At 64.3% G+C, this 12,129-nt stretch carries 11 protein-coding genes; 4 read left to right on the top strand and 7 right to left on the bottom strand.

All coding sequences use genetic code 11. The features are described from left to right. Positions 1-128 precede the first annotated feature (128 nt). From JOE31_RS01040 to JOE31_RS01030, 3 genes are read left to right on the top strand one after another with little or no spacing between them, the layout of a single operon-like run. Entirely contained in the window at positions 129-1,160 is a 1,032-nt protein-coding gene (locus JOE31_RS01040) for a nucleoside hydrolase (protein ID WP_209748042.1), read from the top strand. After that, positions 1,161-2,585, top strand: a complete 1,425-nt coding sequence (locus tag JOE31_RS01035; RefSeq protein ID WP_209741742.1) for an MFS transporter — start codon at positions 1,161-1,163, stop codon at positions 2,583-2,585. Beyond that, positions 2,582-3,553, top strand: coding sequence for a ribokinase (locus JOE31_RS01030; RefSeq protein ID WP_209741741.1), 972 nt, complete (start codon positions 2,582-2,584; stop codon positions 3,551-3,553). Before JOE31_RS01035 ends, JOE31_RS01030 begins: the two co-directional genes overlap by 4 nt. Here the strand turns inward: JOE31_RS01030 and JOE31_RS01025 are convergent, their stop codons facing one another. From JOE31_RS01025 to JOE31_RS00995, 7 genes are read right to left on the bottom strand one after another with little or no spacing between them, the layout of a single operon-like run. Next, a complete protein-coding gene (locus JOE31_RS01025; RefSeq protein ID WP_209741740.1) occupies positions 3,554-4,666 on the bottom strand; it encodes a Gfo/Idh/MocA family protein in 1,113 nt (370 codons plus the stop codon). It abuts the gene before it with no gap. Then, positions 4,651-5,352 (bottom strand): ThuA domain-containing protein, encoded by a 702-nt coding sequence (locus JOE31_RS01020; protein ID WP_209741739.1) that lies wholly within the window; start codon positions 5,350-5,352, stop codon positions 4,651-4,653. The genes JOE31_RS01025 and JOE31_RS01020 overlap by 16 nt, the downstream gene beginning before the upstream one ends. A gap of 57 nt (positions 5,353-5,409) precedes the next feature. After that, positions 5,410-6,414: a sugar phosphate isomerase/epimerase gene (locus JOE31_RS01015; protein ID WP_209741738.1), complete on the bottom strand. Its 1,005-nt coding sequence runs from the start codon at positions 6,412-6,414 to the stop codon at positions 5,410-5,412. Then, a complete protein-coding gene (locus JOE31_RS01010; protein ID WP_209741737.1) occupies positions 6,411-7,646 on the bottom strand; it encodes a Gfo/Idh/MocA family protein in 1,236 nt (411 codons plus the stop codon). The genes JOE31_RS01015 and JOE31_RS01010 overlap by 4 nt, the downstream gene beginning before the upstream one ends. A gap of 27 nt (positions 7,647-7,673) precedes the next feature. Further along, positions 7,674-8,579 (bottom strand): carbohydrate ABC transporter permease, encoded by a 906-nt coding sequence (locus JOE31_RS01005; protein WP_209741736.1) that lies wholly within the window; start codon positions 8,577-8,579, stop codon positions 7,674-7,676. A 1-nt stretch (position 8,580) separates the two neighbouring features. After that, on the bottom strand, positions 8,581-9,519 hold the full coding sequence (locus JOE31_RS01000) for a carbohydrate ABC transporter permease (protein WP_209741735.1): 939 nt from the start codon (positions 9,517-9,519) through the stop codon (positions 8,581-8,583). Beyond that, positions 9,516-10,841, bottom strand: a complete 1,326-nt coding sequence (locus tag JOE31_RS00995) for an extracellular solute-binding protein (RefSeq protein ID WP_209741734.1) — start codon at positions 10,839-10,841, stop codon at positions 9,516-9,518. The genes JOE31_RS01000 and JOE31_RS00995 overlap by 4 nt, the downstream gene beginning before the upstream one ends. A 232-nt stretch (positions 10,842-11,073) precedes the next feature. Here JOE31_RS00995 and JOE31_RS00990 point away from each other — a divergent pair, with 232 nt between their 5' ends. Next, positions 11,074-12,114: a LacI family DNA-binding transcriptional regulator gene (locus JOE31_RS00990; protein ID WP_209741733.1), complete on the top strand. Its 1,041-nt coding sequence runs from the start codon at positions 11,074-11,076 to the stop codon at positions 12,112-12,114. Positions 12,115-12,129 lie beyond the last annotated feature (15 nt).

The raw sequence follows: 12,129 nt of genomic DNA, 5'->3' as shown, positions 1-12,129 counted from the left end.
ACTGCTTGCCGCGCAAGGCGTCAAGCGCTTAACGCAATTCACGTTAAGCGCTTGACGTAAGTACCGCGGAGCTGTCATGATCTCCCTGTTTGCTTTTGCACCCTGCCTCCGGGCGGGCCCCCAACGACGTGGAGATAGACGTGGACCCCAACCCCGTGACCCCTGCCCGCAAGAAGATCATCCTGGACTGCGACCCCGGGCATGACGACGCCGTGGCCATGCTGCTGGCGCACGGCAACCCCGATATCGAACTGCTTGCCGTCACCACGGTGGTGGGCAACCAGACCCTCGAGAAGGTCACCCGCAACGCCCTGTCCGTCGGCACGATCGCCGGCATCACGGGCGTCCCCTTCGCCGCCGGCTGCGGCCGCCCGCTGGTGCGCACCATCGAAACCGCGCCGGACATCCACGGCGAATCCGGCATGGACGGCCCCGCCCAGCCCGAGTCCGCCATCGAGTTGGACACGCGCCACGCCGTCGACCTCATCATTGACATTGTTATGGAGCACGAGCCCGGCACCGTGACCCTGGTCCCCACCGCCGGCCTCACCAACATCGCCATGGCGGCCCGCAAGGAACCGCGCATCGTTGAACGCGTCAAGGAAGTGGTCCTGATGGGCGGCGGCTACCACGTGGGCAACTGGAGCGCCGTGGCGGAATTCAACATCATCATCGATCCTGAAGCCGCGCACATCGTGTTCAACGAGGCATGGCCCGTAGTGATGGTGGGCCTGGACCTCACCCACCAGGCACTGGCCACCCCCGAAGTGGTGGAGAAGATCGCCGCCGTGGGAACCGGACCCGCCAGGTTCGTCATGGAACTGATGGAGTTCTTCACCAAGACCTACCAGGACGCCCAGGGCTTCGACCACCCGCCGGTCCACGACCCCTGCGCCGTGGCCTACGTGATCGATCCCAGCATTGTCACCACCCGCAAGGTTCCGGTGGACATCGAACTGCACGGCAGGCTGACCCTCGGGATGACCATTGCAGACTTCCGTGCCCCGGCCCCGGCAGACTGCAACACCTCCGTTGCCGTCGACCTGGACCACGAAAGGTTCTGGGACCTCGTCACCGACGCCCTCATCCGGATCGGCGAACCCGCGCTCGCGGCACCGGCCGCCGTCTCAGTCGGCGCGGCAACCGGAGGGGTCAAGTAAATGACCACCCTCACCGAAACCAAGACCGCCCGCGGCAACGTGACCGCCCTGATGGTGGCCCTGCTGGCCTCCTGCGTGGCGTTCCAGCTCAATGCCTCCATGCTCAGCCCGGCCCTGGTGACCATGGGGAAGGAACTCAACACCGACCAGGCCGTCATCGGCCTGTCCCAGACCTGGTTCTTCACTGCGGCCGCGCTGTTTTCCCTCTTCCTGCCGCGCCTGAGCGACATCATCGGACGGAAGAAGATCCTGATCGGCATGATGCTGCTCATGGCCGTCGGCTCGGTCATCGCCGCGCTCGCCCCGGACGTCACGTGGCTCTTCGTGGGCCGCATCATCCAGGGCGTCAGCGGCCCCACCGTGCCGCTGTGCCTGATCATGCTGCGCTCCGCCGTCAGCAATCCTCGCAAATACGGCACGCTCATGGGCCTCATCACGGCGGTCAACGGCGGCGTGGCCGGCGTTGACTCCTTCGTGGGCGGCTACTTTGCCGAGCACTTCGGCTTCCGCAGCATCTTCTGGCTGATGGTGGTCCTGGCACTGGTGGCTACAGCGCTGATCGCGCTCCTGGCCGGCGAAAGCAAGCCCGCGGCCGGCACCACCATGGACTGGCTCGGCGTCTTCTTCATTGTTGTGGCCGTCGGCGCGCTGCTGACCGCCCTCAACGAGGGCTCCAAGCTGGTGGGCGGCTTCTCGGCGGGCACCCTGATGCTGGCCGTAGGGCTGGTGGCCGTCGCCGCGCTCGCCTTTTACGCGTTCTGGACCGTGGAAAAGCGCTCCAAGCAGCCCATGGTGGAAACCGTCCACCTGCGCCAGCGCTCCACTTGGGCGCCCCTGCTGACCACCACGCTCACCATGACCGGAATCTTCGCCGTCATCAATGGCATCGTCCCCGCTTACGTACAGGCGGCGGCTCCGGGCTTCGGAGTGGGTCCCACGGAAATGTCGCTGATCATCCTGACCCCGTATGCCCTGCTTGGCTGGGTGGTGGGCCCGCTCAGCGGCAGGCTGGCGCCGGTCCTTGGCTACACCAGGGTGCTGCGCATCGGGCTGCTGGGCAGTATCGCCGCGCTGGCCCTGATCGCCTTCTTCGGCCTGGGGAGCCTGCCGATGATGATCGCCGGTACGGTCTTGCTGGGCATCATGTACGCCGGTACGGTCAACATCATGCTGAACGGACTCGGAGTGGTGCTCTCGCCCGCCGGAAACCCGGGCTTCCTGCCGGGCATGAACGCAGGTGCCTTCAACCTCGGCGCCGGACTCAGCTTCCTGGTGCTGCCCGCCGTGCTGGTGGCAACCTCGGCCCTCGGCGACGCCAAGGCGTCGTACCTGACCGTCGTGGTGGTCGGCCTGGTCATCACCGTTGCCGCCTTCGGTGCCTCGCTCCTGATCCCCAAGCCGGTTGAAGCCGAGGTGGCCGAATGAGCGCCGGACCCGAAACGCACGGCCGGATCGTCGTCGTCGGCTCCCTGAACGCGGACCTGACCATCTATTGCGAACGGCTTCCGCTGCCGGGTGAGACGGTCCACGGCACCGGATTCGCGGTGAATCCGGGAGGCAAGAGCGCCAACCAGGCCGTGGCGGCAAGCCTGCTGGGCGGGGTAGTCAGCCTCGTCGGCGCCGTGGGGGACGACTCCAACGGCGAGATGCTCCTCTCCTCCACCGCCGGCGCCGGCGTGGACATCTCGCACGTGCGCACCTCGGAGTCCGCCGCCACGGGAGTCGCCGTGATCGCGGTGGACGCGCACGGCGAGAACAACATCATCATTTCCGCCGGTGCCAACGGAACCCTCGCTCCCGCCGACGTTGCGGCGTCAGCGGACGCGTTCGACGGCGCTTCCGTGGTGTGTCTCTGCCTCGAGGTCAGCCTGGACACCGTTGAAGCCGCCGCCCGGACAGGGCACGACGCCGGCGCGACAGTCCTGCTGAACCTCTCGCCTTACGGCGAGATCCCACAGAGCCTGGCGGACCTGGCCGACGTGCTGCTGGTCAACGCGCACGAGGCGTCGCTGTTCCTGGGGTCGGGTGAGATGCCCGGCGCCGAAGCGGACGACGCCGCGTGGGACCAGGTCCGGGAGCGCTTCGCCGAGCGCGGGCTGCGGCGGGTCCTGGTCACGTTGGGGGCCAGCGGCTCGGTGGTCCTGGACTCGCTGGTTTCGGGGACGGACCGTGTCACCCGGATCGCACCGGTCAAGGTCCATGCCGTGGACACCACGGGCGCCGGCGATGCGTTCACCGGCGCCGTGGCCGCACGGCTCGCCGCCGGACAGCCGCTGGCCGAAGCCGCTGCCTTCGCCTCCGTGGCGGCGGCACTCGCCGCCACCCGGAAGGGAACGCAGGCCGCCTACGCCGGCGTCGCGGATGTGGAGCGGATGCGGGGCCGGATGGCTTAGCTAGGAGTTGATTTCTTGGGGCAGTGCGGCCAGATCCGCCAATGCGACGGCCGAGGGCCGCTCGGCTGTGCTGGCAATCCGCATCGGGGCTCCCGTGTGCGCGGCCGCGAGCACGGACTCCATTACTTCGAGCACGTGGAACGCCAGGGCCCCGCCGGCGCGGGGCTCGGCGCCCGCAGGTGTTGCCGCGATGTCCGCGATGCCGTAGCCGCGGCCCGAGTCGATGTATCCGGCGGATACAGGGAGCGTTTCCCAAGATTCGCCGCCGAGCCGGAAGATCTCCACGTCGCCGTCGAAGTGGTTGGGGTCAGGAACGGAGAGCGAACCCTTCTCCCCGTGGATTTCGATATTGGGGGACTTGCTTTGCACGGCGTCGAAGCTCATGACCAGGGTCGAAAGGGCCCCCGACGCGTGGACCAGGACACCGGTGACGTGGGTGTCGATGTTCACCGGAACTACCTGTCCGGCACGCTCGCCGGAGCCGATGGTGCGCTCAGTGCGGGTGTGGCTGGCGGCGCCGATTACCGAGACGACGGGACCCAGTAGCGTCACGAGAGCGCTGACATAGTAGGGGCCCATGTCCAGAAGCGGTCCGCCACCGGGTTGGTAGTAGAAGTCCGGATTCGGGTGCCAGCGCTCGTGGCCGGGGGTGACCATAGTAGCCGTGGCCGCGATCGGGGAACCGATCAGGCCGTCGTCGATGGCCTTCCTTGCCGTCTGGATGCCGGTACCCAGCACTGTGTCCGGGGCGCAGCCGACCACAACGCCGGCTTCGCGGGCGGCGGTTATAACCTCCCGGGCTTCCTCGGTGGTGGCAGCGAGCGGTTTCTCGCCGTAAACGCTCTTGCCGGCAGCGATGGCCTTGAGCGCAACGTCGGCGTGGGCGGCGGGGATAGTGAGGTTTAGGACGAGGTCGATATCGTGGGCCGCAATCAGCTCATCGACCGAGACGGCCCGGACGCCTTCGTAGCTGTCTGCGACCTCCTGTGCGCGGGCAGTGTCAAGGTCTGCAACAGCCACCAGACGCACCTGCTCCAGCCTGCGGAAGCTGGCCAGGTACTGGGCCACGATCTTGCCGCAGCCAATGATTCCTACGTTCAACGGCTTGCCCACAGCAAACCCCTTTCAATGATGGTGCGGACGTTCTTGTCCTGCAGGACTTCGATGCGGTGGCCCGGGGTGCAAACGAAGATTTTGCCGTTGCCCCACTGGCGGGTCCAGATGGCAGGCGAGATGACCTCCCGGTTCCACGGATCCCATTCCCGGACCTTCTGAGTGGTGGTGGCCAGGACGTCGATGTAGTCGTCGCTGAGAACCCAGTACTGCTCCGTGACGAGGTCAAAGTCAGCGATGCCCTGCGTGATGGGGTGCTCGGCGGCAGCTGGCAGCATGTCCACCGTGTAAGGGACGTAGTTGTCCGACTGCTCGCCGGTCCGCTCGTCAGCGTGCTTGCCCGGATGGCAGGCGAACTGGCCGCCAATCAGGTGAAGGTAGTCCGAGTTATTGCGGTACGAATCGGCGATGCCGCCGTGCCAGCCTGCAAGGCCGGTGCCGTTTTCGACGGCGGCGCGGAGCCCCTCAAATTCATCCTTCTCGATGGTGGACATCGTCATGCACTGCACGATCAGGTCAACGCCGGCCATGTATTCCGTATCAGCGTAGATCTTGGGTGATTCCTCCACCCGGACGTCGTAGCCGTTGTCCTTAAGGTAGGGGATGAACAGCTCGGTGGCCTCCACCGGCTGGTGTCCGTCCCAGCCGCCGCGAACCACCAGCGCTGTTTTGTTGTTGCTTGTCATGGTTTCCTTCATTTCGGGGCGTATCAGTGTGAGTCGGTATCTGTTCTGTACTGCAGGTCAGCGGGTCGCAAAGGCGGCATCAAACGCGGCAGCGGGTGGTCGTATGGCGGCCAGGTCACGGACCATGTCCAGCGCCTGGGGAGCGCCCACCAGCCGGTCCATACCGGCGTCCTCCCATTCGATGCTGGTAGGTCCTTCGTAGCCGATGGCGTTGAGTGCCCTGAAGATCGGCTCCCAGCTAACGTCGCCGTGCCCGGCGGTGACGAAGTCCCACCCGCGGCGGGGATCGGCCCACGGCAGGTGGGAGCCCAGCCGCCCGTTGCGGCCATTCAGTTGCCGGACGGATTCCTTCACGTGGACGTGGAAGATCTTGTCTGCGAAGTCCTGCAGGAACATGACCGGATCAAGGTCCTGCCAGATGAAATGGGAAGGATCGAAGTTCAGACCGAAGCCTTCCCTGTGTCCGATCGCGTCCAGTGTGCGCTTGGCGGTCCAGTAGTCGTAAGCAATCTCCGAAGGGTGGACTTCAAGGGCAAACCGGACCCCCTCTTCGTCGAACACGTCCATGATTGGATTCCAGCGGTCGGCAAAGTCCTGGTACCCCCGCTCGATCATGGCGTCCGAGGCCGGCGGGAACATTGCGACGCATTTCCAAATGGAGGAGCCCGTGAATCCCGTGACCGTCTTCACCCCAAGCCTGGCGGCGGCGCGGGCCGTCGTCTTCATCGCCTCGGCCGCCCGCTGCCGCACCCCTTCCGGCTCACCATCGCCCCACACCGCAGGAGCCAGGATGTCCCTGTGGCGCTCATCGATGGGATCATCGCACACGGCCTGACCGGTGAGGTGGTTGGCAATGGCATGGACGCTGAGGTGATGCTTGTCCAGGACATCCAGTTTGGCCTGCAAGTAGGCGTCATCCTCCACAACGCGCTGCGGGTCCAGGTGATCGCCCCAACAGGCGATCTCCAAGCCGTCAAAGCCCCACTCGCCAGCCAGCCGTGCCACTTCTTCGAAGGGCAGGTCAGCCCATTGTCCGGTGAAGAGCGTGATGGGTCGGGTCATGATGGCTCCTTGTCGACGTTCTGCCAACGGCTTGAATTGTCCGCGCTCGCCTCGACGGCGGCCAGCACCTTTTGCACCTGCAAGGCATCAGCGAACGACGGCGAGGGCTGCTCGCCTGCGCCGATGGCAGTAACAAGGTCCACCACTTGGTGGGTGAATCCGTGCTCGTAACCGAGGCCATGCCCGGTGGGCCACCAGTTGGCGGTGTACGGGTGGGAGGGTTCGGTGACCATGATCTTCCGAAATCCGGCGTCCGGCTCCAACGCGGATTCGTAGAACTGCAGGGAGTTCATGTCCTCGAAGTCGAAAGCGATGGATCCTTTGGTGCCGTTCAGCTCCAGGCGCATCGCGTTCTTGCGCCCCAGGGCAAAACGGGTGGCTTCGAAGATGCCGATGGGGCCGGCAGGGCTCCCGGGCACTGAGCCGGCGTCAGCGCCGTCGTCGTGCCTTGCCTCAAAACGTGCAGTGAACAGCGCGGCGTCGTCAACGGTTACTGGACCGCGGGGTCCATCGGAACCGCCGTGGCCGCCCAGCCCCACAAAGTCGCCGCCCACCGGGCGTTCCTTCACGAACGTCTCCAGCAGCGCGGAGACGCCGGTGATGTTGAGCCCGGTGATCCATTGGGCAGCGTCGATGCTGTGGGCGCCGATGTCTCCCAGGGATCCGGATCCGGACTTGGACTTATCCAGTCGCCATGTCAGCGGCGCGTCGGCGTCGCTGAGCCAGTCCTGCAGGTACTGGGCACGGACGTGCCTGATCTCCCCCAAGCGACCGTCATCCACCATCCGCTTGGCGAGGGCCAGCGCAGGGGTGCGGCGGTAGCTGAAGCCGCACATGGACAGCACACCGCGCTCAGCCGCAGCTTGTGCCACGGCGGTCATCTTTTCCGCTTCTTCCACGGAGTTGGCCAATGGCTTTTCGCACAGGACATGCTTGCCTGCTTCGAGCGCTGCGATAGCGATCTCGGCGTGCGTGTTGCCTGGGGTGCAGATGTCGATGAGGTCGATGTCGTCCCGCTCTATCAGGCGACGCCAATCGGTTTCCACTGAGTCCCAGCCGTACTTGCCGGCCGCCGCCCGGACGCTGACCTCATTCCGACCGGCCACGGCAGTGAGTTCCGGGGCAAGCGGAAGGTCGAAGAAGCGCGGTGCGGTGCGCCAGGCGTGGGAGTGGGCGGCACCCATGAAGGCATAGCCCACCATGCCCACGCGCAGGGGTTTGACTCTTGTCATCGGAGGTCCTTTCTTTGCGGATCCGGGCTACTTGCTGAAGCCGGCGGTGAGGCCGCTGAGCAGCTGGCGGCGGCCCACGACGTAGAGCACGAGGATTGGCAGGGTGCTGAGTACAACCGAGGCAAGCACGGCCGGGATGTTGACGCTGTATTCACCCTGGAAGGTCCACAGCGCCAAGGGAAGGACGCGCAGGCCAGGGCTCTGGGTGAGGACCAGCGGCAGCAGGAATCCGTTCCAGACGTGCAGGCCGTTATAGATGGCGACGGTCACGATCGCGGGACGGGTCAGTGGAAGAGCTAGCCGCCACATGGTCTGCCACTCACTGCACCCATCCAGCCGCATCGATTCAAACAGTTCGTTCGGAACGTCGCGGATGAAGTTGGACAGGATTAGCACGGTCAACGGGATGGCGAAGGCAATGGAGGGAAGCATGAGTGCCAGCAGGCTGTCGTACAGGTTGAGGCGGATGATCATCAGGTAGATCGGGATGATGGTTGCCTGCAGGGGGATTGCCAGTCCCATCAGGAACATGCCGTTGACCAGTTTGAGGAACCTGCCCTTGCCCCGGACGATTGCGAACGCGGCCATGAACGAGATCAGTACCGTCGGGATGACGGCACCCAGCGTGACGATGGTGCTGTTCATGAAGTACTTCGCGAAGTCGGCCTCAAGGACCATCTGGTAGTTTTCCAAGGTTGGCTCTGTGGGCAGGGCCAGCGGATTCTGGCCGAAGTAGCCTGCCTGCGTCTTCAGGCTGGTGATCACCACGTAGTAGACCGGAATGATGATGATGGCCAGCCAGATCCAGCCGCCCAGGCCTGCCGGGACGTTTAGCCGCCTCATCCGTGAACCCAGCCCCCGCTTGGGGGCGGCCGGGTTTGTCGGGGCGCCGGCGGAAGTTTCCTCCGCGCTGCTTTTCAGTACGGTGCTCACCCTACATACCTTCCAATTGGCTGCCTTGCTTGTCCTTGCCTCCAAGGCGCTGGAGGAACAAGGCAAGTGCAAGGCCGATGAGTACGAGAATGACGGCGATGACGCTTGCCGGTCCCATAAGGTTGGCCCGGAAGCCCCGCAGGTACATGTCCAGGGCCAGGATCCGCGTGGAGTTCCCCGGTCCGCCGCCGGTGAGGACGAAGATCAGGTCGAAGTAGGTCAGCGACCCCACGACCATCAGGGTGGACGAGGTGATGATGGTGTATTTCAACTGGGGGAGGGTGATGTGGAAGAACTGCTTGATTGTCCCCGCTCCGTCGATTTCGGCTGCTTCATACAGTGATTTGGGAATCTGCCGCACTCCGCCCTGGTAAATGAGCGTGTGGAACGGCACGAACTGCCAGGCAATCACGAAGATGACCAAACCCACGGCCAGGTGCGGGACCCCCAACCAGTCCTGGGCCAGGAACGGCAGTCCGAGGCCCGTGGCCAGGCCGAAGTTCGGGTCCAGCAGGGCTTTGAAGGCGATGGCGACTGCTGCGGACGAGAGCAGCAAAGGCAGGAAATAGAGCACCGCCAGGGCCGCCCGGTAGCGCTGGCTACCGGCGGTGAAGACACCCAGAAGAAGGCTGATGGGTGTCTGGACCAGCCATGAAGCGATCATGATCAGGAAGGTCAGTCCCAGGGCGTTGTACAGTCCGGGGTCCGCAAGCACTGAGAACCAGTTGCCCAGTCCCGCTGATCCGATGGCACCGATGCCGTCCCAACTGGCGAAGCTCAGGATGAGGACACCTGCCAGCGGCACCACGGCGAATGCCACGAAGAAGAACAAGGCGGGCGCTGTCAGCCAGGCGAGGGCTTTGTCACGCTGCCCACCTTTTGCGGTTGCAGTTCTGGCGGCCGCCTCAGTCTTAGGGGCGGTGGAGACGGTGTTACTCATTTTCCGAGGGTGGCATTCATGTTCTCGGCGAACTGCTGCGGCGTGATCGACTTGAGGAACAGCTGGTCGATGTTGTTCAGCAGGGCTTCGGCGGCAGTCGGGCTGAGTGCCTGGTCCCAGGACTGCTGGAAGTTCGGTGCGTTCTTGGCCAGGTCGTAGACGAAGTTCAGGAAGTCCTTGTCCGGCGAGGTGTCCAGCTTGTCTTCGATGCCGTTGACAATGGGAACGGATCCGGAATTGATGTAGGTGTCTATGACCGTGTCGGTCAGAATGCCGTCCTTGAGGAACTTCTTCGCCGTCTCCTTTTCCTTGTCGGTGGCCTTTGAGGAGATCGACATGTACGCGGCGGGGTTGCCCACGGCGTTCTTCGGATCGCCTTTACCGCCGGAAATGGTGGGGAACGGGATGAAGCCAAGCTTCCCGTCCTGGACGAAGTTCTGACCACCCTTCTTCATGGCGCCATAGGTCCAGGAGCCGTGAAGCATCATGGCGGCCTTACCTGTGAACAGCAGTGCCTGATCGGCATTGGAGTCCGCGGCGATGGAGGAAAAGCCTTTGATGAAGCCGTCAGCCGAGACGAGCTCCTGGATCTTGGTGCCGGTCTCAATCACGGCAGGGTCCATCCAGGCATTGGGTTTGCCTTCGAAAATGGCAGTGAATACTTCGGCACCGCCGATGCGGTCGAGCAGGTACTCAAGCCACATCATGGAAGTCCAGCGCGACTGTCCACCAAGGGAGAAGGGCGCCACGCCCATGTCGTTGAAGGTTTTGACGAGGGACATGACGTCGTCCCAGGTCTTTGGCGGCTGGGCGCCGGCTTTTTCGAACAGTTCCTTGTTGTAGAACAGGACGATCGGGGCGACGTACTGGTTGGGCACCGCGTAGATTTTCCCGTTGACGGTGGCGGCACCGAAGGCGGCCGGGAAGAACTTATTTTTCAAGTCCGGGTTCTCTCCGAACCAGCTGGTCAGGTCCTCCACCTGGTTAGCCTCGGCATATGTCTTCAGAGTGCCGCCGCCCCAGCCGTAGATGATGGTGGGAGCCTGCCCTGCGCCGATCGCGGTCTTGATCTTGGTTTTATATGCGTCGTTCTGGAAGTAGGTCGCCGCTATCTTGTTGTCCGGGTTCGCCGAACTGAAGGCGTCAACAGCCTTCTGCATGGTGGTCTGGTTCGGCTCACCTGAGAGGTACCACATGCTGGCGCCCCCTCCGCTGGAGGCGCCCGGCCCCGATGTGCCGCAGGCGCTGGTCACCGCGGCGGCGAAGGGTGCGAGGGCGGCAAGGGCGAGGAAAGAGCGCCGGGATGTCTGGGGTTGCTTCATTGCTTCTCCATCTGTAATCGCTTCTTCTGTGAGCATTCCAAGGCGGAGCCTCCGGAAAAGTCTCGAAATATTTCGCACTCGTGATTTAGGTCACGGTCTAAACTAATGCCGTGAAAGCGGGGCCGTCAATAGTGTCGGATGATATTTTCCGCGTCCGCTTGGGCCTCCTTGACCCTGGAGCGCAGTTTCTGCAGAATGGGATCGTCGCAACTATCGAAAGGTTTCGAAACCTATGGCAGTCACCACCCGTCCGGATAAGCCAACGCTCGCCACCGTGGCGCGGCAGACGGGAGTGTCGGCGCCCACGGTGTCGAAGGTGGTGAACGGCCGTGACGATGTTGCGCCGGAAACGCGCGCCCGCGTTCTGGCCGCACTGGAGCAGGCCGGCTACCAGTCCCCGCTGCAGCGCCGTTCCGCGGCGGAGGCCGGCACCGTCGTCGAGGTGGTCCTGGACGTCCTCGACTCGGCTTACACGGTTGAGGTCCTGAACGGGATACTGCGGTTCGCCGCCGGAGCCGATGTCGAAATCCTGGTAAGCCTCACCGGAACCACCCCCTCAACCCGGCTCAGCCCCGAGCGCCGGGCCCAGCGCATCATCGACGAGGGCAGGGCGGGAATGATCGTCGTGACGTCAGCGTTCAGCGAGGCGCAACTGCATGCGTTCCGGCGCCGGCAAATTCCCGTCGTCGTGATTGACCCCCTCAACCCGCCCTCGGCCGATGTGGTCAGCGTGGGAGCGACAAATTGGGCCGGAGGCAAGGCAGCCACGGAACACTTGCTGGAGCTCGGGCACAGGCGCATAGCCTACATCGGCGGCATCGAAGGGGCTGAATGCAACCAGGCACGCCTGCATGGCTACATGGCGGCTCTTATGGCCCAGGGTGTACCCGTCGACCCTCAGTACATTGTTTCCGGCGGCAAGTTCCGCAGGGACAGCGGAGTGGCCGGCCTCAAAGCCCTCCTCAAGCTCGAGCAGCGCCCCACCGCCGTCTTTGCCGGAAGCGACAGCATCGCATTGGGTGTTCTGAGTGAAGCTGGCCGGCATGGTCTCAGGATCCCCGACGACATCAGCCTTATTGGCTTCGACGGAACAAGCCAGGGCCAGGAAGCCGTCCCGGCGCTGACGTCCGTGGCCCAGCCGCTGGAGGAAATGGGGCGCGCAGCGCTGCGCTCCCTGCTGCGCCAAGCACGCGGCGAAGTCTTGGATTCCCACCGCGTCGAACTGGCCACGCAGGTGATTGTCCGCGACTCCACGGCCCCTCCCGCGGCCTGAAGCGGGCGGTCCGCC

The sequence above is a fragment of the Arthrobacter sp. PvP023 genome (assembly GCF_017832975.1).
GTDB lineage: Bacteria > Actinomycetota > Actinomycetes > Actinomycetales > Micrococcaceae > Arthrobacter.
This window is presented reverse-complemented; position numbering and strand designations above follow the sequence as displayed.